The 23,067-nt window shown below is 68.2% G+C and carries 19 protein-coding genes and 1 pseudogene; 5 read left to right on the forward strand and 15 right to left on the reverse strand.

The annotated features are described in order from the left end of the window. Positions 1-4: 4 nt before the first annotated feature. The 6 genes from ACS5PV_RS03475 to ACS5PV_RS03500 form a co-directional block, all read right to left on the reverse strand. Complete coding sequence (locus tag ACS5PV_RS03475) at positions 5-589, reverse strand: hypothetical protein (RefSeq protein WP_455393980.1); 585 nt, start codon at positions 587-589, stop codon at positions 5-7. After that, positions 586-1,380, reverse strand: coding sequence for an RNA polymerase sigma factor (locus ACS5PV_RS03480; RefSeq protein WP_455393981.1), 795 nt, complete (start codon positions 1,378-1,380; stop codon positions 586-588). The genes ACS5PV_RS03475 and ACS5PV_RS03480 overlap by 4 nt, the downstream gene beginning before the upstream one ends. Positions 1,381-2,164: 784 nt before the next feature. Continuing rightward, positions 2,165-2,902 carry a DNA-binding protein gene (locus tag ACS5PV_RS03485; protein WP_455393982.1) on the reverse strand — a complete coding sequence of 246 codons (738 nt, stop codon included), beginning with the start codon at positions 2,900-2,902 and terminating at the stop codon, positions 2,165-2,167. Between the two features lie 590 nt (positions 2,903-3,492). After that, on the reverse strand, positions 3,493-4,401 hold the full coding sequence (locus ACS5PV_RS03490) for a plasmid partitioning protein RepB C-terminal domain-containing protein (protein ID WP_455393983.1): 909 nt from the start codon (positions 4,399-4,401) through the stop codon (positions 3,493-3,495). Next, on the reverse strand, positions 4,398-5,294 hold the full coding sequence (locus tag ACS5PV_RS03495; protein WP_455393984.1) for a plasmid partitioning protein RepB C-terminal domain-containing protein: 897 nt from the start codon (positions 5,292-5,294) through the stop codon (positions 4,398-4,400). Before ACS5PV_RS03495 ends, ACS5PV_RS03490 begins: the two co-directional genes overlap by 4 nt. Next, entirely contained in the window at positions 5,294-6,835 is a 1,542-nt protein-coding gene (locus ACS5PV_RS03500) for a recombinase family protein (protein WP_455394448.1), read from the reverse strand. The genes ACS5PV_RS03495 and ACS5PV_RS03500 overlap by 1 nt, the downstream gene beginning before the upstream one ends. Before the next feature lie 116 nt (positions 6,836-6,951). On the opposite strand from ACS5PV_RS03500, the gene ACS5PV_RS03505 reads away from it, so the two are divergent. Both ACS5PV_RS03505 and ACS5PV_RS03510 read left to right on the forward strand, forming a co-directional pair. Continuing rightward, complete coding sequence (locus ACS5PV_RS03505; RefSeq protein WP_455393985.1) at positions 6,952-7,335, forward strand: hypothetical protein; 384 nt, start codon at positions 6,952-6,954, stop codon at positions 7,333-7,335. A gap of 506 nt (positions 7,336-7,841) precedes the next feature. After that, the gene (locus tag ACS5PV_RS03510; protein ID WP_455393986.1) at positions 7,842-8,150 is read left to right on the forward strand and encodes a hypothetical protein; all 309 of its coding nucleotides are present in this window, start codon (positions 7,842-7,844) and stop codon (positions 8,148-8,150) included. Between the two features lie 3 nt (positions 8,151-8,153). Here ACS5PV_RS03510 and ACS5PV_RS03515 read toward each other — a convergent pair whose 3' ends face one another. From ACS5PV_RS03515 to ACS5PV_RS03525, 3 genes are read right to left on the reverse strand one after another with little or no spacing between them, the layout of a single operon-like run. Beyond that, positions 8,154-10,079, reverse strand: coding sequence for a hypothetical protein (locus ACS5PV_RS03515; protein WP_455393987.1), 1,926 nt, complete (start codon positions 10,077-10,079; stop codon positions 8,154-8,156). Between the two features lie 11 nt (positions 10,080-10,090). After that, positions 10,091-10,885: a PP2C family serine/threonine-protein phosphatase gene (locus ACS5PV_RS03520; protein ID WP_455393988.1), complete on the reverse strand. Its 795-nt coding sequence runs from the start codon at positions 10,883-10,885 to the stop codon at positions 10,091-10,093. Continuing rightward, positions 10,882-11,547 (reverse strand): vWA domain-containing protein, encoded by a 666-nt coding sequence (locus tag ACS5PV_RS03525; protein ID WP_455393989.1) that lies wholly within the window; start codon positions 11,545-11,547, stop codon positions 10,882-10,884. Before ACS5PV_RS03525 ends, ACS5PV_RS03520 begins: the two co-directional genes overlap by 4 nt. A 272-nt stretch (positions 11,548-11,819) precedes the next feature. On the opposite strand from ACS5PV_RS03525, the gene ACS5PV_RS03530 reads away from it, so the two are divergent. Beyond that, positions 11,820-12,254, forward strand: a complete 435-nt coding sequence (locus ACS5PV_RS03530) for a hypothetical protein (RefSeq protein WP_455393990.1) — start codon at positions 11,820-11,822, stop codon at positions 12,252-12,254. 554 nt (positions 12,255-12,808) lie between these two features. Here the strand turns inward: ACS5PV_RS03530 and ACS5PV_RS03535 are convergent. Together ACS5PV_RS03535 and ACS5PV_RS03540 are read right to left on the reverse strand one after the other, a co-directional pair. Then, positions 12,809-14,689 carry a recombinase family protein gene (locus ACS5PV_RS03535; RefSeq protein WP_455393991.1) on the reverse strand — a complete coding sequence of 627 codons (1,881 nt, stop codon included), beginning with the start codon at positions 14,687-14,689 and terminating at the stop codon, positions 12,809-12,811. Positions 14,690-14,748: 59 nt separating this feature from the next. Then, positions 14,749-15,621, reverse strand: a pseudogene (locus ACS5PV_RS03540) (DUF4131 domain-containing protein); the annotation flags it as partial. A 197-nt stretch (positions 15,622-15,818) separates the two neighbouring features. Here ACS5PV_RS03540 and gltX point away from each other — a divergent pair. After that, positions 15,819-17,237, forward strand: a complete 1,419-nt coding sequence (gene gltX, locus ACS5PV_RS03545; protein ID WP_455393992.1) for a glutamate--tRNA ligase — start codon at positions 15,819-15,821, stop codon at positions 17,235-17,237. A 279-nt stretch (positions 17,238-17,516) separates the two neighbouring features. Continuing rightward, positions 17,517-18,809, forward strand: a complete 1,293-nt coding sequence (gene gltA / locus ACS5PV_RS03550) for a citrate synthase (RefSeq protein WP_455393993.1) — start codon at positions 17,517-17,519, stop codon at positions 18,807-18,809. A gap of 388 nt (positions 18,810-19,197) precedes the next feature. Here the strand turns inward: gltA and denD are convergent, their stop codons facing one another. The 4 genes from denD to ACS5PV_RS03570 form a co-directional block, all read right to left on the reverse strand. Next, positions 19,198-20,181 (reverse strand): D-erythronate dehydrogenase, encoded by a 984-nt coding sequence (gene denD / locus ACS5PV_RS03555; RefSeq protein WP_455393994.1) that lies wholly within the window; start codon positions 20,179-20,181, stop codon positions 19,198-19,200. Between the two features lie 16 nt (positions 20,182-20,197). Continuing rightward, positions 20,198-20,944 (reverse strand): SDR family oxidoreductase, encoded by a 747-nt coding sequence (locus ACS5PV_RS03560; RefSeq protein ID WP_455393995.1) that lies wholly within the window; start codon positions 20,942-20,944, stop codon positions 20,198-20,200. A gap of 89 nt (positions 20,945-21,033) precedes the next feature. Next, on the reverse strand, positions 21,034-22,191 hold the full coding sequence (locus ACS5PV_RS03565; protein ID WP_455393996.1) for a GNAT family N-acetyltransferase: 1,158 nt from the start codon (positions 22,189-22,191) through the stop codon (positions 21,034-21,036). After that, entirely contained in the window at positions 22,188-23,039 is an 852-nt protein-coding gene (locus ACS5PV_RS03570; protein WP_455393997.1) for an isocitrate lyase/PEP mutase family protein, read from the reverse strand. Before ACS5PV_RS03570 ends, ACS5PV_RS03565 begins: the two co-directional genes overlap by 4 nt. Positions 23,040-23,067 lie beyond the last annotated feature (28 nt).

Below are 23,067 nucleotides of genomic sequence, written 5' to 3' on the forward strand. Positions count from 1 at the left end.
TCCGTTAGAGGGACGAGAGCCGGCGCTTCTGCTGCTCGGACAGCTGAGACGTCTCCAGGGCCTCCAGGAACCCTTGCTTGCGGGTCGCCTCGGGCTTGCTGTCGCTCTTGAAGCTCGCGCCCGCGGGGATGCGCGACGGCAGAGCGAGATATGCCGCCACCTCCTCGGCAGAGGTCGCTAGCGCCTTTGCCAGGGTGGCGATGAACCCCGTCGACAACTCCTCCGACCGAACGACCCTATCCCTGAGCCTCGCCAGGAACAGGACGCTGCAATCGAAGGTGGCGGCCACCGCCTTGGGCGTACGACCTGCGAACGGATCGGCCACGATGACTGGTGTCGCAGAGTGGTCAACGATCCTGTGCTCGATTTCGGTGAATCTACGACGCGACGCAGCAGCTTGCCGCTCGTCGACGGGCGCGCATTCGGAGACGTCGCCTCCCACATGCAATAGAAGCTCCTCGGCAAGTTCCATGAGTTCGTTCTCGAACTCAGGGAAACGGAGGATGAATTCGTCGAGGCGCGCCTCTGGGGGGCCGTCGAGCGTGGCAAAATCCGTCAGAACGTCTTCCAGGCTGTGCCGAACAGTCATGGCCTGCGACCTTCCAGTTGCTCTCGTACGAGCCTTACGGCCCGCTTGATACGGTTGCGGACGGTTCTCTCGTCGACGTCGAGCTGCTTGGCGATGGTCATCTTGTCGGGATCCGTGGAACCGGTCTGGTCCCCTTGGCAGACAAGTCGGACTGTCTCGCGAAGGGGTTCCGGTAGCCTCTCAATCGCGGCCAGAGCCGCGGTCCGGAAATCTTGGAACTCAAAAGGCGTCAGCCCGAAGATCTCCTCGGGCGCGGGAGCCGCCAACTCGCTCGACTTCGCCTTGCCATCGCTTGCAGCGGGCACGTCCGCCTTGCGCCCGTCGAGACGTCGCTGCCGTGTGTAGGTCGTCTTGCGCAGGCTCGCCAAAGCGCCGTCGAACATCGCCTCGTAAGGGTCCAACCGTTCTGGTTCGGGCCCGAGCCCGATGGCGAGCACCTCATGGAACTTGCCCAGCACCTCCTCCCGCACGGTTTCGGGATCCGAGACGGTGCCGTAGCGGATGGTGCCGGATAAATTGTGACGGACGCGGCAATCAAGCACCGCGAAGAGCTTGTCGAACCACGCCGGATTGTTACCTGACCTCGCCGTCCGAAGGAGATAGAGGAGACATTCGTTCGAGATGTAGCCTACGGCGTCTCGCCTTCCAACCGCGAGCCTTGCCACGATCTCCTCGCGCGACAGGACTTCAAGTTCGACCAAAGTCGCAGTGGTTTCGGGACGGCGGACATAGAGGTTGCCGTCCATCCGTTTTTTCGTCAGGGGGCGCAGTGACACGTCGTCGTTACCCAACAGGAGACTTCCGGACGAATATGCCCGATCCGATCGATAAACAACAGTGATCATTCAATTTTGATCGTCGCACTTCACCAGGACGCCCGATCACTGGAAGACGACGATCGTGACAGTGAGGCCGGACGCGTACATGGTCTCCATGCGTGGGAGTGAGGGTGGCGACCGCGCGGATCATGTCGGCGCACGTCCCAACCCTCCCTGTCGACATGGAGCCGCGGGAGTAAATACGATGGTCATGAAGCGTTGATTTTCCTCGATCCCGGCTTCGGTCAGCTTAGTCCGGGACGATCCCATTCCTTCTTACGAAGCCAAACCTTCGGGAACCCTCGGGAGGATTTTGGCCCCTTGCGACTTGGAGCGGATCCCGTCCCGTGCCGGTCGATGCTGGCGAACGGCCAGTCCCGGGCCTCGTTGCGAACAAGTCCGGCATCCTCGCCGGCCCTATCCCGGCGTTCCCCCCAGGCCCTGCGATATGCAGGGAGCAAACCGCCGTTGACGGTTCGATCACGGCACGCACCGCCCCGCGCGCCAGAACCTCTCCCACCCATCACCCTATTGGGCCAATACCCCCGGCGTGTGCGCCCGACGACTGGCACACGGTCGTGAGCACATTATCCGCCGGTCGTGGAGCCTTCTGGACCCTTTAAGCCGGTGCGATTGCCGCCTCGCTCGTTCCAGCCTCGCCCATCCGCGGCCTGCGATCGGTCGACCGCGGCATCTATCGATCCTGTCGCATCGACAGGCCACGCATCGGGGGACGGGTTTCCATGGGCCGCAGGCTTCAGGCCGCGTCGTCCTCGGGGCGCCGCCTGCGGTAGCGACCGCCGCCCTCGCTCGCGAACAGCTTGCGATACACGATCCGCTGGTCGACCACGCCTCGTAGCAACTCCGGCCCCCACTCCCCGGGATACGCCTCGGCCTCCTTCACGAACTCGCGCCCGACCCGCTGCGCGATGTCCCTCAGGTGCAGCGCCTCCGTCTCCGGCAGGACCTGCCAGATTTCCTGCGCGACCCGACCCCAGAACTCCCGGGCCCGCACGGCCTGCACGTGGCCCTTCATCCTTTCGAGCTCGCCAGCGTACCATGCGAGCTCCTTCCGCTGGGCCTCGATCACCGCGTCACGCGCGTCGACCATGCCCAGCGCCTCGTTCCGCAACTCGCGCTCGATCGCGATGGCCTCCGCCATGCGGACGCGCTCGCGCTCCAGCACCGTCGCCGCCTCCGCCTGCGCGGCCTTCCAGAGCTCCACCCCCGCCTTCGCGAGATGCGCCGACACCTTGTCCGGCAGCCCCGCGGGCTCGATGACCGGGCTGTACTGGCGCTCCTCCGCCCACTCCGACAGGTACCCGCCCACGCATTGGTTGTTGCCCGCCACGCCGGCATTGCGCTTCACCCGCGCCCATACGTTCCGCAGGGCGACCCGCTCCTTGCCCTCGGCCCGGATCTGGTCCGCCGCTCGGAAGACTTGCTTCCGCCGAGGGTCCTCGGCCCGCGCGGGGTCCGCCTTGCCCTTCGCCATCGCCCGCACCTTCCAAAGGTCAACAGCCTTTGGCGAGCACGGTTAAGGAAGCGTGCCGAGCCGTAGCGAATGCCATGTGGCGCTACCCGCTACGCGCTACTTTCGGAGTCGCGGATCCGGTCCCTGCGCCCGGCCACGAACGGGCCCCGGCGACCGAGACCGATGACTGTTAAGACCTTGACCGGGCCGCGCCTCACCGACGCTTTCCGCGCAGCGCCGTCACGGCCCGTAACCGAACGGCCAGCCGCCCCGTCATCGCCCGGGAGGTTCACGGCAGCACCGAAGATCGCATCGAGCTCGTCCTCGCGTCGGTCGATGAGCGCCGCCAGCGGTTCCGCCGATTCGATGCTCCGCATTCTCGTGGAGGGGGCGGGTCGCCTCCTGGACAACCGTTCCCCGGAGCCCTTCGCCGTGGCGGGCACGATCCGGCCGATGATTGCACCAACCCGCAAGGCGGCTTCAGGGCGAGCTCGGCAAGAGCACGGACAACGCTCCCTTGATGGCGGAGGGCCATACCGGCTCGGCGATGGCCACGAGGTACAGGGCGGTTGCGAGGTAGAGGCTTCGCGGTGCGCCCCCGCTGTCGGATCTCAGGCTGCCTCGCCCTCGGGCAAGGTCGACTTGACCTCAGCGATTGCCTGGAACGGTTCGAGCAGCTCGGGATGCCGGGTGGCGAGGAAGCGGTGCACCTGCCGGTTGGCGAGGAGCTTCGCGAGGTAGCCCTTGGCCACAGTCAGGTGGAGGTTGTCCCGGCTGAAGGAATCCTGGATCGCGCCCATGGACATCTGCAGGTTCTCCAGCTCCCGCTCCATCCGGGCCATCGCCGCCGGGCTCACGCCCTTCGGCTTGGGTTTCTTCCCCGAGACGAGGTCTGCCTGGGGCGTCCCTGCGAGGATCGCCGACGCGTAGGCCACGCTGAAGTTGTTGTGCTGGACCATGAGGTCGGACACCGCCATCTGCCGCAAGGGCTTCATCTTGCGGAGGATGTCGAAGACGGCCATCGGGCAGTGCCGGTCCGTCAGCTGGGTAACCACCTCCTCGCATATCCCGTCCAGCATCTTCACGCGGCGCTGGATGCTCACGACGTCCATTCGGAGCGCGGCGGCGAGCTTCTCCTGCGGCACGCCGCGCTCGATCGTGCGGACGATCATCGCCCGCACCATCACTGGGGTGAGGCGGTTGATGTGGCGGTTGTAGGTGTAGGCCTCGTCGTCCTTGGAGACGATACATTCCACCTCGGTCGCCCCCTCGTCCTTGAGCACCTCCACCCGGACGTGGCCGTCGAGCAGGAGGTAGCGCCCCGGGGCCGCCGCGTCCCTCGATATCACCGGGGGCTCGACCACGCCGATCTCCCGGATGGACTGCGCGATCTGCGCGTACTCCTGGCTCGCCTTAAGGGTCGGCCTAAGGATCTGCACCGGCATCAGCGAGGCGATCGGCACGACGACGATCCCTTGCTCGAACCCTAGGGTGAACGACTTCTGCCGCGCCCCGCTCATGACGCCCTCCCGGCCACGCGGGCCTCCAGGTCGGCCGGCATCGCGTCCAGCCTCTCGGCCTGCAGCAGCTGCACGAAGGCTTGGTCCTCCCGAAGCTCGCGCATGGCCTCGACGATGAACATCAATCGGGATTGCGTGAGCTCCGCCTTCTTGACGAGTACCCTCTCGCGATCGGCCTCCTGCTGGAAAATGCGAAGCAGCGCGGTGGGGGAGGTCGGGGACCGCGGCGGCTCCTTGCGCCCGAAGGGACTGGTGTCGACCTCGCGGCCCCGCTTCCGGCGGGCTTCGAGCAAGAGGCGCGCCTTCACCAGTTTCCCGCCCGACAGCTTCTTCTCCGCGTATGCCTGCGCCAGGAGGGCCTGCTCCCCCGCTTCGTCGGCCTTCGCGATCTCGATAGCCACGCTGATCGGCAGGATCCCGGTCTCGACGGCCGACAGGAGGCGTTCCTCGCCCCGCTCGATCAAGCTGCCGATCATGTTGACCCATTGTTGCGTGCAGCCGACCTTCGTCGCGATCTCGGCGTCGTTGTAGCCGCGCTTGCGGAGGGTCCCGATGTTGTGGAGCAGGTCGACCGGGCGATGCTGGCGACGCGCGCAGTTCTCGACCAGGCCCATCACCAGGCAGTCCTGCTCGCTCGCATCGACCACGACGGCGGGGATCTCCGTCTGGCCGAGCTCGATGCACGCCCGCAGGCGCCCCTCGCCGCACACGACGCCGTAGGCCTCCTGGCCATCTTTGGACGGGACGCGCCTGACGGTGATCGGGCGTTTCAGTCCAACCCTGCCGATGTTCTCCACGATTTCCTGGAAGCGCCGCTTATCGCGCGACCGCGGGTTGAGCACCGTGATCCGATCGACCGGGATCATGACGACGCGCTTGGTGACCCGTTCCATCACGCGGCCTCCGTGAAGCTGGCCCTCTTGGCGAGCGAGTAGAAGAAGTCGAGATCGTCGAACCGGTAGCCGTCGAGGGAGAACCCGTTGCGCTCGGCGAGGCGCAGCCTCGGCTCGGTCATGTCGATGCTCGGAAGGACGTAGTAGTCCAGCGGGGTCTCGTTGCCCGAATTCATGCGGACCGCGACGGTGAAGTCCGGCGCGAGGCCCGCGTCGAGCCTCAGGCGCCACCGGGACGATCCCGCGGCGGTGCTGCGATGGCGGGCGATGATGATGGAGGCCGTGAACTCGCCGTTGACGCTGAGGAGGTCCGTCGCCGGGTCGCGGTCGACCGTGCCGCCGACGCCTTCCAGGCCCTCGACCACGGAGCCGACCACCTCGGGATGCAGAGCCCTGAGGCGCCGGTTCTCCTCCAGGTATCGATAGTCGCGATCCGGGGCGTAGCCCACCAGCCGGTAGGCGCGCAGGAGGCTGCCGAAGCGGCGCCGGTAGACGCTGCTCGACGGCATGTCCTCGCGCTCGTCGATGACCAGGCTCGACAAGGCGCCCGCCGCCTCCAGCAGCCGCGCCAGCAGTTCGAGCAGCTCCGCGTCGTCGTAGCGGCGGCTGCGATCCTCGACGATCGCGCGCGCCTTCTCGAAGACGTCGCTCGCCACGACCGGCTCGAAGGCCCCCTTCGCGACCACCCACAGGCCTGGCGGGTTCACGACCCGGCGCTGCTTCAGCTTGTTGGAGACCCGGTTGTAGACGTTGTCGCCGACGTACTTCGGGTTCGTCAGCACCTGATGCACCGTCCCGCGCGTCCATGGGCGCCCGAGGTCGGTCCGGCCCCCCTCGCCGTTCAGCCTATCCGCGATCTCGCGCTCCGGCTCGCCGGAGAGGAAGAGGGCGTAGATGCGCCGGACGGTCGCCACCTCGGCCTCGGGACCCGGCACCAGGATGACCCGATCGGTCTGGAGGCTCTTGCGCTCGCCGAGGCGCAGCTCGGTCTTGGCGGCGCCGTGCTCGTCGACCATCAGGCGGCGCAGTCCGTACCCCGCCATCCCGCCCTGCCGAAATCCCTTCTCGATCAGGCGGCACTGCCCGGCGAAGACCTTGACCGACAGGTCCCGGCTGTACTCGCCGGCCATCAGGCGCTTGACCGTCTTGAGGAGCGTCGAGCCGATGCTGCCGTCGTTGTCGAACTGCTCGGCGCAGTAGTGGACCGTGATGCCGGCGCGGCGGCAGACGTGCTCGTGGTAGGCGCCCTCGTCGGCATCCTGGAACCGGCCCCAGCGGCTCACGTCGTAGACCAGGATCGCCTCGAAGTCCGCTCGGCCACCCTCGACCTCGGACAGCAGCCGGCGCAGGGAATCGCGTCCCTCCAGCGTCAAGCCGCTGCGTCCGGCATCCTCGTAGACCCGGAGGATCTCGAAGCCGTGCTTCTCGGCGAAGCGGCCTATGAAGGCGAGCTGGTTCTCAGGCGAGAACGTCTGCGGGTCGGTCGACATGCGCACGTAAGCCACCGCCGGCTTGGGCCCGCGCCGACCACGACCGTCCAGGGTGTCTTTACCGGTCGGCCTCAACCAACGATCCTCGTTAGTACGGCTTACTATGCGGTCGCATCTTAGAAGCCGTAAGCTTCTCTCATCCCGAACCTACTGACAGGAGGTTGGGAATGTCGTTTCCGAAAGAGAGCAACAAGTTTCCAGTCGGCAGTGGCCGGCCTCCCATTTCGGAAGGCACGGTCGCGACGGAGATCGCGAAGGCCCTGCGGAGGGAGCTCGGCCACTCGCACGCCGCGGTAAAGACGGTGGCGCAGTGGACGGGCGCCAGCGAGCGAGCGGCGAAGAACTGGTTGGCCGGACGTTTCGCCCCGAGCGGGGAGCACCTCGTCTCGCTGGTCGAGCGCTCAAATGAGGTGCTGTTCGTGTTCCTGATCCTGGCACACCGACAGGACGTCGCCACCGCCGCCGTGCTGGTCGACGTCCGCGACAGGCTGAGAGCGGCATTCCTCGCCGTAGATCGGATCCTCGGCAACGATTGCGAGGAGACCCGATGATCGAGGCGCCGCCGTGATGCCAACGCCGGGTCCGTCCATCCGTCAAAAGTCCCCTCCCCTCGGGGACACCCGACCGCTAGGCGGCGACGGAGCTCGATGGCCGCGTTGCCCTTCCACCACGACAAACCTCAACCCCGCTCCCGCCTCGTGCTCCATGCCCATGTGGTCAACCACAGGCGCACGTCGGGCGCACGTTAGTGCTTGGTTACCCTTCGAAGCGACTTCGCTTGCGCCTATGGCGGCGATAAACGGTTGTGGTGGCAATTCCGCGGGCCACCAACCTCACCACGGCGGCGGGTGGACAAGTTCGCGTCTCGTGCCGGGGAGTGGGATCGAACGCATGGATGCTGCGGGCAAGTAGCCCGAACCGGCGATTTTGCGTGGAGGCGGACGGCGATCATCGTCTATCCTGAAGTCCGTTCCGAAACCTTGTCCTGCCAAGGCGTACATCTGGCGCCAGAACGGGGCGGGACTGCATCGTCGCAGGGGGAGACGTGGAAATAATAATGGTAGTCGTCCTGATCGGCATCGGGGCGTGGGCGTTGAATCACATGCGCAATGAAGCTCGCCGAAAAAGGCTCATGGCCAAGTACGGCGATGCCGAGATTGTCGATATGCTCATGAAGAAAATGGTCTGGCAGGGGATGTCGGCCGAGCAATTGTCGGACGCGCTGGGCCCGCCAGCGGCGACGGACCGGAAGGTCTACAAGGCAAAAACTCGCGAGACCTACAAATACGACCAGAACGGCAAGAACCGTTTCCGCCGTCGGATCACGTTGGAGAACGGCGTCGTGGTCGGCTGGGATATGAAGTAGGCGTCACCGTCCAGCGGCCTGCTTGTCGGCTGACGCCTGCATGAATTCCTGGCGGACGGCCTCGATTTGAGGTTGCATGTGTCGGCGCACGGAGAGGATCTGCGCATGCGCTTGTCGCAGTTCTCCCAGGGCGACGCCCATGCGGCCCTCGATCTGGGTCTTCTTGGCCAGGATGTCTTGCTCGACGCGAGCGGTGTCCCGGGGGTCGACGTGGCGCCTCGGATCGAAGACGAAGCGCTGCTCCACCTGGGACCGCCACGCGAGCATGCGCGCCTGCAGCTTCGGTCCGAAGCCAGGCACCTGGGACAGGGCAGCCTGGGTCACGTCGGCGGCGGTCTCGATGCCGTACGATGCCAACGTCAGCTTCCGGCCCTTGCCGATGCCCTCGATCCTGGCTTTCTCGATCTCGAACGCATCGAGGAAGCGAGTGCGCTGAGCACGTTCGCGGTCGCGTTCCAGGTCGGCCAGCATCCGCAACCTGAGGCTCGGCACCTGGTTCCAGTCGTTTCGCAGCCCAACCAGGACGGCCTTGCGCTGCTCGAAAAGGCCGGGTCCCGCCTTCTGCGACCATTCCTTTTCCGCCCGGTCCCATCGCGCCGCCGCCGCATCGAAGGCCGCAATGATCGGCGCGACCTGCCGGTCCCCGCTGTTGGCTGCGAGGGCGACGAGGTACATGACGACCGCGGCCAGAAGCATCACGGGGCCGGCCACGAGCGCGAAAGCCGCCACGATGCCCGCCAGGGTGGCCGCGACGGCATGGCGCTTCCTGCCCAAGGAGGCGAGCTTCCGGGATTCGGCGGAGGCTTCCGGCATCGGAACCACGATTGCCGGGGCCGGCCCCGGATGATGGACCGCCTCGATCTCCCGCCATAGCCGGGCCATGTCGAAGACCGTGCCGGCCCCGCCTTGCTGCACGGCCGGGAAGAGGACGATGCCGGTGGCTCCCTCCATGGGACACCACGGGCACGACGAGGCTCGGTGGTGCCAGTGCGACGAGTTGGACGCGCACTGCTTGAGGTCCCTTTCGAGGCCTTCCAGAGCAGGGATCCACTCTCGCGCCGATGGGCGGCCGACCGTCGGCGCGTTGGCCGCGAACGCCCTCTCGAACAGCTGGGCGACCTGAGGGCCCACGATGGACAATGCCGGGGTGCCCGGAGGCTGGGTCATCTGCAGGGCGGCGCGCCCCTGGCCGTACGCGAAGCGGTGCTCCTCGATGGCGCGTGGGATCGGCATGTCGCCCGCGCCGGAGAACCGTCCGGCGAAGGGATGGCGCCCCATGAACAGCAGCAGGAACGTCATCACGGCCAAGCCGAAATCGTCGTGTGACGGACTGCGCACTACTCCCTGGAAGGAGCGGCCTTGCAGTTCGGGCGGCGTGAAAGTCTCGACTCCGACCTCGCACAGGAAGCGGCGACCGCCGTGCGTGACCTGGAAGCTGTCGCAATCGATCAGGGTGACGGTGGCGTCCTGGCCAACGAGGACACCGCCGTGGTTGACGTCGCCTATGACGCAGCCGGCCGCGTGCACCGCCGCGAAGGCGCGGGCCGTGTTGGCCGCCGCGTGGACGAGGAAGCGCCAGTCCGCCCTCACGAACTCGGAACGGCGGCTCTTCGGGCTGTAGAGGTTGTGGATGTCCTTGCGGTTGTTGACCCGCGGCATCAGGAGCCCGACCGGCGCGCGTCCGGTGCCGTCCATGAGAAGTCCCGCGGGCCACGCCGCGAGCCGTCCCAGGGCATCGTTGCCGAGCTGGCCCATGAGCCTGATCTTGTCTGCCCGCTCGGCGGTTAGCGGCTTGTGGTAGACCTTTGCCACGAGGCCGGGCAGCGCAATCACCTCGTAGACCGCGCCCTCCCCTCCCCGGCCGAGGACGGCTCCCAGCCGGATCGACCTGCCGGCATCGTCGACCACCTGCGGCGGCCCGTTGTCCATCTGGGGCCCCGTCAGGCGGGTGGCAGGCGGGAGGCGAGGACCAACGACTTGTCGTCATCGGTGCGTTCGCAGACGCGCGGGGATGCGAGATACCGACCGAGATCCGAGGAGAGGGCATCGTTTAGGCCGGGCTCCCCGCCCCGCCGGACCGGCGCGATCATCTGCCTGAAGAAGGGTTCGTAGACCGTCCTCGTCGCATGGTGCAGGACGAGGTTCTCCAGCCCGTCCGAGAAGAGCGCGAGCTCCTGGAGCCGCTCGGGCACGAACGCGAAGTCGAGGAGCTCGGTCGCATCGCGAGAAACGACGAAGTTCGTCGTGTTGGCGAACTCCCCGTGCTGCGGCCAGAACACGTAGGACCAGTCCTCGTCCTCGCCGCGGGATATGACGATGGCGCCGTCGCCCACCTGCAGGAATGCCGCGCAGTCCTCGCCGACGACGGCAGCCAGCAGCGTGCAGGCATAATCTCGGATCGCCCTTCCTTGGGCCGCGGCGTCGCGGATCAAGGCATCGGCCACCCGGGCGACCCAGGCTCGGCCGCAGGCGAGGTCGACGTCGGCCATGCGCCCGCCTTCCTCGAAATGCAGCTCGACCAGCTCGGCCATCGTCTCGGCCGCTCGCCAGGCGCCGACGTCGGCATACGCGGCGCTGCCCGCGCCGTCGCAGACGACCGCGATCAGCACGCTCCCGCCGTCGGTGGCGATGACCCGGCAGCAGGCGTGATCCTGGCAAGGGGTGCCTGAAACCTCGTGCGAGGTGCCCCTGGCGATGGCTGCCGCCAGTCGCCAGGGACGGCTGGCCTCGCTCACACCTCGGCCCACCCGGTCGGGGCGGCCAACGGCACGGCTTGTCCGACCTGGGAGCGTGAGACCCCGCTCAGGGAGGAGGACAGCCAGGCGAAGAGCTCTCGGAAGCGGAGGCCGCCCAGCTTCAAGGGCTGGCGGGTGGAGATGCTCGCCAGGACGTCCATGTTCGCCCCTTCCACGCCGACCGCGAAGAACGAGAACGCCTTCGTCTCCTCGCCCTCGCGAACCAGCTGCGCGGCCCGGGCATACTGGTCGGTCGGCGCGCCGTCGGTCAGCAGGAAGATCCAGGGGCGATAGTAGGAGATCCCGTTGGCGCGGTAGGTGTCCTTGCGCTGACGGACCATCCCGACGCCACGCTCGATGGCGGCCCCCATCGGGGTATCGCCCGTGGTCTCCAGCTGGTGCGGGACGAACAGGTCGGGTGTCTGGAAGTCATGGACGACGGAGACCGGCCCGAACGTCACGACCGCGATCTCGACCCTCTTCATGGCCAGGGCATCAGCGGCGAGCTCATCCTTGAATGCCACCAATCCCTTGTTCAACTCGGCGATGGGTCGACCCTGCATCGAGTGGGAGGTGTCGAGGAGGAGCAGGCATGGACAGCGCGGCTCAGGGTTGTCGGCGAACTCGGCTGCGCCGAACGGCACCTGGTCGAACTCTGACATGCTGTTTCCCCGCCGCAACGCCGTGTAAGGCCCCGCTCTCGGTGGTACGCGATCTACATCATCATGCAAGAGCTAGCTGCGACCTGATCTGGCGAGGACGGCATACTTCAACCCGTGCCTTCCGCCTCGGAGGATGCGGAGGCTCCCCGGCCACTTCGTCCATACATGGAGACGGATTGGGGCAGGACCTTGCGAGCCCCTGCGACACCATTGATTGTGCGCCCTGTCCTTGAGCGGAAAACCGCGGTGACTTCGAAAGGGGGACACACTTCATGCGCATCAAAACTCAGATCGACGGCTCGTTCGAGGGATGGACGGGCGACACCATCGTGAAGCTCATGAACGGGCAGGCATGGCAGCAGGCGGAGTACCATTATCACTACCATTACGCCTACATGCCGGCGGTCGAGGTCACGCTGGCTGGCGGTCGGCCAGTCATGAGGGTGGAGGGGGTTCCGGTCGCGGTTCCTGTCGCAGAGGTATCGATCGAGTGCGACGGCAGCATCGTCTCGCCGTTCACGGGCTTCGGACGCGGCATGATCTTCCAGTTCGACACCGGCCACGTATGGCAGCAGGTTGAGGGGACGACCGAGCGCCACAACGCGAGGCGGCCGTCGGCCATGGTGGTGGACGGCCCCAACGGCACCGTGCTCAAGGTTGAGGACATCGAGACTGTGGTCGAGGTCCGGCGGGTCGCGCGTCGATGATCGACTTGCCGGGCGCGCTCGGCATGGGCGGCGTTCATCGTCGAGGGGGCCCGCTACCATAGCTGTCGCCCGTCCTACACGCCAAGCGAGGTTTCAGGCGGCACCGTCAGTTCGAACATCCAGGTTAAGCCCGACGTGACTTCCGCGGATCGTGTCACGCAGCATGTCCGAACCCAGCACCTTGGTTGACATCGGATGCAGGAAGCTCGGCCGGTCACGACGCCGAACCCAGCAGCTTCCTTGCCATCACCTGGGCTGGCCTTCGATTGATGTCCGATACTGAACTACGCTCCCTTCGGCGAAGCCGCGCCAAACCGCGCCGATACCATCCCCATCCTCACTTTGCGTCGACGAGGCACGAGGGACGCGCATCAGCTCTCTATACCGCCCTTCCGCGCAATAAATTTACCCATCGCGCCCATGTCGTGAGAGGATGACAGTAGCAGAGGTGTGGGATCCGGACATCCAATCATCCGGAGACTCAGCCGAGCAGGTCGTCGATACGATCTTGAGGTACCGATCAAGTTGCATGGGACTTGTGAAGGCGACCAACGCTAACCCCGCTCGACAGGATCGGAGGCTGAGGCCGCCTTCTCAGACCTTTTCTTTTCGACATCCCTCCACGACAGCGGCGGGCACGCCGCCTCGGCCTCGGCGAGCCATGCGGCACGTCGGCGGAGCTCGGCCTTGGTGGCTCGGTAACCCATGCCGAACATGGATCCTGCCCAGGGCATCCACCCCCGTGCTTCCTCGTTCCACCAGAAGCCGTCCCGGAACCTGTGCGCCGCGCCATCGATCGTCTCGACCTCGATGAGCCCGTCCGGCTGGCAGCGCATGGACTTGACCGTATTCCGTATGACCTGCCTAACCCTGGTCCGAACGGCGTGCGTCTCCTCATCGATGCCGGCGCGCGCTGCATCATCCGATGCCTCGGCACGGTTCCAAGCAAGCCGAACCGTCTCGGTCACCGCGGCGACGCGCTCGTCGCGTGCACCCTGAGCCCTGAGGGCTGCAAGGGTGGCGGAGATGCCGGCGATCTCACGCTTGAGGCTCGCCCGCGATTTGTCGATCTCGCGCAGCGGTTCCTCCGCATACTCGTTCAAGGCGCCGAACTTCCTGACGATCGCCTCGCCCTGGGTCTTGAGCTCGGCGGACTTCGCCGTCTTGTTCCTGAGCTCTTCGTCCAGGCGGGCGATCTCGCCTCGGGCGCCCCCCGACAGGTCGAGCGTGACGAGCCACGACAGGATCGCGTTCTCGGTGTCGTGGTAGGGGATGCGGTAGGCATTCTCGCATGAGCCGGCCCGCTCGCCCGTGCATCGGAGCACAGGCGACGAGCGAGGGCCGCGGTCGCGGTATGTCATCGGCTTCCCGCACGCGCCGCAGGCCGCCACCATGCCGAACAGGTTCGAGATGACCGTGCCCTGGCGTCCTCCGGCATTCGGCGCGCGGCCCATGCGCCTACTGACGGCGACGGCACGGGCTTTGTTCCATAGATCGTCGTCGATCACGCGCGGGAAGTAGTCTTTGATCGGATCCCCGATCGGAAGGCGCTTTGCCACCCGCACCCCGTTGATCCGCTCGAACTCCAGCTTGTGCGGCTGGAACTCGCCGATCAGGGCCCTGTTATCGGTGATCTTCTGGACCGTGCCACCATGCCATTGGGTCCCGTGTCCCCAGGGCCGCTTCTCCGGATCCGGGTCCGCGTTCAGGGCCCTGGCGATGTAGTCGCGACCGAACCCGTCGGCCAGCAGTTGCATGATCCGCCGGACGACCTCCACCCGCTTCTCGACCTCGACGAACCCGTCGTCGACCTTCCGGAGCCAGCCCGGGGCGCGAGCTGTCAGCTTGCGCGTCCTGACCATGGCCCGCTTCTGATGCCATGTCGCCTGGAGGCGCTCTGACTTGATCCGCGATTCCTCATGGGCACGCATCAGCGTCATCACGCTGAAGATGAACGAGGCCTGTTGCTCGGCGCCCGACAAGCCGGAGCGGTAGGTCCTCTTGTCCGTCAGGGAGACGACGATGATGCCAGCGCGCATGAGGCTGAGGAGCATGTGCTGGGCGATGTCGACCTCGTCCCGGCTGAAGCGATCCAGGCTCTCGACGAGGAGGTAGGATCCCTTCGGGACGCGGCCGTCGGCGATCGCTCTCTGGAAGAGGTCGAGCCGGCTGTCGATTGCGGCATTCGCGCCGGTGAAGCCGGACACGCCGATGTCGTTGAGGTCGAAGCTCGTGTTCAGGGTCAGGTGCGGGTTGTTCGCGAGATAGTCCTCCCGCAGCTGTACCTGCCGCCGGTAGCCGTCGCGCTCGGGCTTGCGGTCGGGGTCGTTGGCGTTCCGGACCTCTGCGTTGGCCTGACGCTTCGAGCTCAGGCGGATGTAGCTGAAGGCCCACGCCGGTTCCGGCAGGGGGCCATCGATCGGGTCATGGCTCATTGCGCGTCCAGGTATTGTTCGGACCCGGCTTACGGCGTTTGCCGGTCTACCTGCAAGCTTGTGACGACGTGGTAGATGCCCGCCGCCCGCAGCGTCTCGTTGGTGTCCTGGTCGATGAGGCCGCGCTTGCCGGTGACGAGGGCGGCCGCCACCGCCCCGGGCTGGCCGCCATTGGCATCGGCGATGCGGCGGGTGAGCGCGTTGCGGGCCTCGTCGAGGCCGGCGGCGAGGCGCAGGGCCAGCGGCGCGGGCTCGGGCGGCGGCTTGACCGCGGCTTGGCCGAGGAGCGAGCCGACGGCGCCGATGCCGCGAAAATACGCGTCGCGGGAGAAGTCGTAGCCGCCCGGCCGCGCCGGCTCCGGCGGGGGCAGGAGGCGCGCCCTGGCCTCGATGTAGTCGCCGGGCTTGAGGTTGTCGGCGCGGCGATACGAGACCCGCACCCGGGACGGGCGCTCCGTCGCCGGCATCTCGCCGAGCCGCATCACCCGCACCACGAGGCGGGCCCCTTCTTCGCGCTCCTCCAGCGCCTCGACGAAGCCGTGGAGCGGCGCGATCACCGTGCGGGCGAGCACCGGCGCGGCGACGCTGGCGGTGCGGTAGGCCGCCGCCGTGAAGCCGAGGAACACGAAGGACGCGGCGAGCAGCAGGGCCGGCGCCACCGCCCGGGCCCGCAAGGCGAAGGCGGCCCCGGCGAGGGCGAGCCCGGTGCCGAGCGGCGCGGCGAGCACGGCCGGCCCGTCGGCGACCGTGAGGAACAGGAGCGCGCCGGCCCCGAAGGCGACCGCCAACCAGGGAAACAGCCGGCGCTGCGCGGCCTCCAGGGCGAGGCCGGCGGCGAACCAGGAGCCGAGCGCGGGCAGCAGCAGCACGGGTGCGGGCAGCGCGCGCAATCCGCGCGCCACCACTCCCGTTCCTGCCCCCGACCCGGCCATCGTCCGTCCTGCGACGAGGCTGCGCGCAACCGCCGCTCCCCCGGCAGCCCGACGAACGATCGGCCCCGGAGACGGTTTCTTAACGGCTCGTCTCGCGCATGCTACAGGACCCGGCGCCGGCGGGTCGACTCAGGCGACCCGGCCCTGACGGCCCCGGCCACACCGTTTTTTCCGCTCTCACCCGGTTCACGTCGCGCATGTCCTCCGTCGTCACCCGCTTTGCCCCGTCGCCCACGGGCTTCCTCCACATCGGCGGGGGTCGCACGGCGCTGTTCAACTGGCTCTACGCGCGCCGGCACGGCGGGCGGATGCTGCTGCGCATCGAGGACACCGACCGCGAGCGCTCGACGGACGCCGCCATCGAGGCGATCATCGACGGGCTGAACTGGCTCGGCCTCGATTGGGACGGCGACGTGGTCTACCAGTTCGCCCGCGCAGGGAGGCATCGCGAGGTGGCCGAGGGGCTGCTCGCCGCCGGCCGGGCCTATCACTGCTACGCGACGCCCGAGGAGCTGACCGAGATGCGCGAGGCTGCCCGCCGCGAGGGCAAGCCAATCCGCTACGACGGCCGCTGGCGCGACCGCGACCCGTCCGAGGCACCGGCCGGCGTCAAGCCGGTGATCCGCCTGCGCGCGCCGACCGACGGCGAGACCGTGGTCGAGGACGCGGTGCAGGGCCGGGTGGTGTGGCAGAACAAGGACCTCGACGACCTCGTCCTTCTGCGCTCGGACGGCACGCCGACCTACATGCTGGCGGTCGTGGTGGACGACCACGACATGGGCGTGACCCACGTCATCCGCGGCGACGACCACCTGACCAACGCGGCGCGCCAGACCCAGATCTACCAGGCGCTCGGCTGGGACGTGCCGAACATGTCGCACATCCCGCTGATCCACGGGCCGGACGGGGCGAAGCTCTCGAAGCGCCACGGCGCGCTCGGCGTCGATGCCTATCGCGACCTCGGCTACCTGCCGGTCGCCCTGCGCAACTACCTCGTGCGCCTCGGCTGGAGCCACGGCGACCAGGAGATCTTTTCCACGCAGGAGATGATCGCGGCCTTCGATCTCGCCTCGGTCGGGCGCTCGCCGGCCCGGTTCGACTTCGCCAAGCTCGAGAGCCTGAACGGGCACTACATCCGCTCGTCCTCGAACGAGGCGCTGGTCGAGGCGATCGAGGCGATCCTGCCGACGCAGGGTGGGCGCTGGGGCCTCTCCGCCCCGCTCGACGCGGGCCTGCGTGAGAAGTTCATCGCCGCGATGCCGGGGCTGAAGGAGCGGGCCAAGACCCTGATCGAGCTCGTCGACAGCGCCTATTACCTCTACGCCGATCCTCTCACCCTCGACGAGAAGGCTACCGGCCTCCTCGGCAATGGCGGGCGCGAGCGCCTGGCCGGCGCGCTTCCCCATCTCGAGGCGCTGGACGAGTGGTCCGCCGCCTCGACCGAGGGTGCGGTGCGGCACTTCGCCGAGACCGCCGGGGTCAAGCTCGGGCAGGTCGCTCAACCCTTGCGCGCGGCGCTCACCGGCCGCACGACCTCGCCGCCGCTCTTCGACGTGATGGCGGTACTCGGCCGCGAGGAGAGCCTGGAGCGCCTGCGGGTCCAGGCCGCTGCCTGAGGCGGGAGGACGTCGCTGCCCAAGGTCTGGGCAAGCCGCCTTTCGAAGCACAACCTCACCGCGCACCCCCGCGAATCCGTCTCGCGGGGGTGATCCGGCCACCTCTGAACAGAGTCTGAATTCTGTCACCCGGGCGCGGGCCCGTAGTTGATGCCGGTGCGTCGATCCGCTAACCCGGACGGCGAGTGAGCACCCGCAGCAAAGTTCGCCGCCCTGCCCCGGGGGCCGCGGCCGAGGCGCCGACGCTCAGTCTCGTTGATGGAAAGGGTCCGCAACCCCATGAGCCTCCCCCCCAGCACCCTTCAGGTGAACGGCCGCGCGATTGAGATGCCCACCAAGACCGGCACGATCGGTCCGAGCGTCATCGACATCAGCAAGCTCTACGCGCAGACCGGCCAGTTCACCTACGACCCGGGCTTCACCTCGACGGCGTCCTGCGAATCGAAGATCACCTACATCGACGGTGACGAGGGCGTGCTGCTGTATCGCGGCTACCCGATCGAGCAGCTGGCCGAGCACGGCGACTTCCTCGAGACCTGCTACCTGCTGCTGTACGGCGAGCTGCCGACCGCGGCCCAGAAGGCCGATTTCGACTACCGCGTCACGCGCCACACCATGGTGCATGACCAGATGAACCGCTTCTTCTCGGGCTTCCGCCGCGACGCCCACCCGATGGCCGTCATGGTGGCCTCGGTCGGCGCGCTCTCGGCCTTCTATCACGACTCGACCGACATCACGGACGAGAAGCAGCGCATGGTCGCCTCCATGCGCATGATCGCCAAGATGCCGACGCTCGCGGCGATGGCCTACAAGTACACGATCGGCCAGCCCTTCGTGTACCCGAAGAACGACCTCGACTACACCTCGAACTTCCTGCGGATGTGCTTCGCGGTGCCGTGCGAGGAGTACCAGCCGAACCCCGTGCTGTCGCGGGCCCTCGACAGGATCTTCATCCTGCACGCCGACCACGAGCAGAACGCCTCGACCTCGACGGTGCGGCTCGCCGGCTCCTCGGGCGCCAACCCCTTCGCCTGTATCGCCGCCGGCATCGCCTGCCTGTGGGGACCGGCGCATGGCGGCGCCAACGAGGCGGCGCTGAAGATGCTGGCCGAGATCGGCACCCCTGAGCGCGTCGGCGAGTACGTCGCCAAGGCCAAGGACAAGAACGATCCCTTCCGCCTGATGGGCTTCGGTCACCGGGTCTACAAGAACTACGACCCGCGCGCCCGCATCATGCAGAAGACCACGCACGAGGTCCTGAGCGAGCTCGGCATCAAGGACGATCCGCTGCTCGACGTGGCGATGGAGCTGGAGCAGATCGCCCTCAAGGACGAGTACTTCATCGAGAAGAAGCTCTACCCGAACATCGACTTCTACTCGGGCATCACGCTCAAGGCGATGGGCTTCCCGACCTCGATGTTCACGGTGCTGTTCGCGCTCGCCCGCACCGTCGGCTGGATCAGCCAGTGGGCCGAGATGATCGAGGACCCGTCCCAGAAGATCGGCCGTCCGCGCCAGCTCTACACCGGCGCCCCGAAGCGGGACTACGTGACGGTGGCTCAGCGGGGCTGACGCTTCCATCATCGGAAAATGAGAACGGGCGGCACGCGAGTGCCGCCCGTTTCTTTTCGTGCTGCAGACTTCAGCGGAAATCGCGCAGGTCTCTCCTCTCCCCGCGGGCGGGGAGAGGGCCGTGTTCCTGTTCAGGGAACACGGCAAGCGGAGGCGCAGCCGGAGCGAGGGTGAGGGGGTGTTTCCGGAGGAGCCACATTCGGCACTTCCCCCTCACCCTCGCGGCGAACCTGCGGTTCGCTGCTCCCTGAGCCCCTTCGGAGCTCAGGCCTCTCCCCGCGAGAAGTCGGGCTTGCCCGACTTCGTCTGTCGCCTGCAGATCCCGGACAAGCCCGGGATCTGTCGGGGAGAGGGGATTACCCGCGCTTCACCTCGAAGCCATCGGCCCTTACGCCGGCACCTTCCCGCCCAGCTCGTCCTCGATATGCGCCCGCACGATGGCGTCGAAGTCGGGCTCGGCCTTGAAGCCGAGCTCCAGCGCGCGGCGCGCGTCGAAGGTGCGGGGCCAGCCGGAGACGATGCGCTCGATCGTCGGATCGGGCTCGCGGCGGATGCGGGCGACGGCGGAGTCACCGGCGGCGCGGCGCAGGGCCTCGATCTGCTCGGCCACTGTGGCGCCGACGCCCGGCATGGTCAGGTTGCGGCGGTCGCCGAGGCGCTTGGTGTCGATCGTCGCGGCGTGGATCAGGAAGCCGACGGCCGAGCGCGGCGAGGCGTGCCAGTGGCGGACTTGGTCGGAGACCGGCAGCACCGCCTCCTGGCCGGCCAGCGGCTCGCGGATGATGCCGGAGAAGAAACCGGAGGCCGCCTTGTTGGGCTTGCCCGGCCGCACGCAGATGGTCGGCAGGCGGATGCCGACGCCGTCGAAGATCCCGCGGCGCGAGTAGTCGGAGAGCAAGAGCTCGCCGATCGCCTTCTGGGTGCCGTAGCTGGTGAGCGGCGCCGTCAGGTACTCGTCGGGGATCGGGTCCGGCATCGGCGCGCCGAAGACGGCCACCGACGAGGTGAAGACGAAGCGGGGCTTGTAGCCCTCACCGATCGCCCGCACGGCGTCGTAGAGGCGGCGCGTGCCGTCGAGGTTGATCCGGTAGCCCTTGTCGAAATCGGCTTCCGCCTCGCCCGACACGATGGCGGCGAGGTGGAAGATCACGTCGGGGCGGCCGGCGACCAGGCGCTCGGCCTCGCCGGGATCGGAGAAGTCGGAGGCCGAGAGCGAGACCGGGATCTTGGTCCCCGCTGGGGCTTCCGGCGGCACGACGTCGTGCAGGGTCAGGCGCGAGATCGTCTCGCCGCCAAGCGTGCCGTCCTTGACCAGCCGGTCGAGGAGCTTGCGGCCGACCATGCCGGCGGCGCCGAGGATGAGGATGTGCATCGTCGTATCTCCGTCCTCAGAGCGTGAAGCCGCCGTCGGCGACGTGGGTCTGGCCGGTGGTGAAGCGGGACTCGTCCGAGGCGAGGTAGACGGCGAGCGCGGCCATCTCCTCCGGGGTGCCGAGCCGGCCCATCGGCTGGCGGTCGATGAAGGCCTGGCGGGCGGCCTCGACCGAGGTCTTGTTCATCTCCGCCAAGGCCGCGATGCGGTCGTCGAGGGAGGGCGACTGGATCGTGCCGGGGCAGATCGCGTTCGCCCGCACGCCGCTGCGGATGAAGTCGCGCGCCACCGCCTTGGTCAGGCCGACCACCGCCGCCTTCGAGGCGCCGTAGACGTAGCGGTTGGGTGCCGTGGCGTCGGCACCGACCGCCGAGGCGATGTTGACGATCGAGCCGTTGCCGCGCTCCAGCATGCCGGGCAGGAAGGCCCGGATGGTGCGGTGCATCGAGCGCACGTTGAGGTCGAAGGCGAGCTCCCACTCGGCGTCGGTGCAATCGAGGATCGTGCCGTGGTGGACGAAGCCGGCGGCGTTCACCAGCACGTCGACCGGCCCCGCGCCCTTGGCGAAGGCCGCGACGCCTTCGTCAGAGCGCACGTCGAGGGAGGCGGCCTGCGCGCCCTTCAAGCCCTCGAGCTTAGCCACATCGAGGTCGGTCGCCAGCACCTCGGCGCCCTCCGCCAGGAACGCCGCCGCGATGGCGCGGCCGATCCCCTGCCCCGCCGCCGTCACGACCGCGCGCTTGCCCGTCAGCCGTCCCGCCATTGTCGATCCTCCCGTGATGTCCGCCCGCTCGTTGGCGGGGCTTGTTCGTGTCTCGCCGTGTCGGGCGAGGCGCTTGTGCATCCTCGTCGTCAGGCGAGGCGCTTGTGCATGTGCACCAGGCGCCGGTCCGGCAGAGCCTCGACCCGCGCGGTGGCGTAGCCCCGCCGCGCGTACCAGTCGATGTTCCGCACGAGCTTGTCCCCGGTGTAGAGCCGTAGCTCTGACAGGTCGAGGTCCCGCGCCCTGGCCTCGGCCGCCGCGAGCAATTCGTCGCCGAAGCCCACACCCTGATGCGCCGGATCGACCGCGATGCTCCAGATCATCAGGTGATCGGGCTGCGGATCGAGCACCAGGGCGCCGGCGGGCGCGCCGGCGGCCTCCGCCAGCCAGACCTCGTAGCGCGCCAGCACCTCTTTCGCCGGGGTGAGGAGCGGCACCGGCTCGACGCCGAGGAGCCGGCGGTTCGGCGCGTAGGCCGCCTCCTGCAAGGCCGCGAGGGCGGCCTCGTCCGCAATGGTCGCCCGCCGCAATGCGCTGCCCGGGATCGCCGGCGCGGTGAGCGCGCCGAGGCGCAAGCGCTGGCCGCCGTCGAGGTTGCCGGCGGCGAGCCAGCGGTCGAAGCCCTGGGCGAGCTGCGGCCACTCGCCGTCGAGCATCGAGAACCAAGCCGTGTCGCGGTTGCGGCCCTTCACGATCGCCGCCTGGCGAAACAGCCCCTCGTAGGTGAAGCCCAGGCGCTCGGCCGCGCGGCGCGAGGGCGCGTTGAGGGCGTTGCACTTCCACTCGTAGCGGCGATAGCCGAGATCGAAGACGTAAGCAGCGAGGAGCCGCATCGCCTCGGTGGCGCCGGGCGTGCGCTGGAGCGCCGGGGTGTAGAGGATGTTGCCGACCTCGATCACCCGGTTCGCCCGGTCGATCCGCATCAGGGCAGCGTGGCCGATCGCCTTGGCCGTCCCGGCATCGAGGATGGCGAAGAACAGCGGATCGGCCGAGGCCGCGCAGGCCGCGACGTGGGCCTCGAACGCCGCGCGGTCGGGAAACGGCCCGGCGGGCATGTATTGCCACAGGGCCTCGGTGCCGGGCCCGACCGCGCCCTCGGCGAGGTCGGCGGCGTGGGCCGCCTCGAGGGGCACGAGCGTGACGTGGCGCCCCTCCAGGCGCACGCGCTCCGGCGCGGGGGCCGGGGCGGTGACGGCGACGGGGTGGCCGATCGGCAGGCCGGTGACGGGATCGCGGTCCGGGCTCATGCGCCGCCCCGCTCCTTCAGGTCGTTACGGAAGAAGCCGTTGATCTCCGAAAAGCTCACCGAGCCGTCGAAGCCGCCGAAGCTGCCCTCGTCGTGGATGCGGCGCGCCGCGCGGATGAAGCCGGTCCAGGCCGCCCGCGCCAGCGACGAGCCGACGCTGATCCGCCGCACCCCGAGAGCTTCGAGATCGGCGACCTTGAGGCCCGGATTGGTGCTCATCAGGATGTTGACCGGTACCGGCGCCAGGGCCTCCACCAGGGTGCGGATCTCCTCGCGCCGCTTCGGGCCCGGCGCGTAGACCACGTCGGCGCCGGCCTCGGCATAGGCCTGGAGCCGGCGGATCGCCTCCGGCAGCGGCTCGGCGTGGCCGGTGAGGTAGCACTCGGCCCGGCCGGTCAGCATCACGTCGGCGCCGGACGCGTCGATCGCCGCCCGCGCCGCGCGGATGCGCTCGGCCCCCTCCCGGATGTCGTAGAGCGGCCGCGCGGGATCGCCGGTGGCGTCCTCGATCGACAGGCCGGCGATGCCGGTCGCCACACAGGCCGCGACGTTGCGGGCGACGCCCTCGGAATCGTGCGCGTAGCCGGATTCGAAGTCGGCGTTCACCGGCCGGTCGGTGGCGGCGGCGATCTCGGCGATGTGTGCGAGCATCGCGTCGAGCGGCACCGCCCAGTCGGTGTCCGGCAGGGCCCGGGTGAAGGCGTAGCCGGAACTGGTGGTGGCGAGCGCCGGGAAGCCCATCGCCGCGAGGTAGCGGGCGGTGCCGATGTCCCAGGGATTCGGCATCACGAAGCAGCCGGATTCATGGAGCCGCCGGAAGGCGGCGCGGCGCTCGGCGAGGTCGGTCATCGGGCTTGGCTCCCTTGGTCCGGCCCCT

The organism is Methylobacterium sp. Gmos1, from assembly GCF_053764715.1.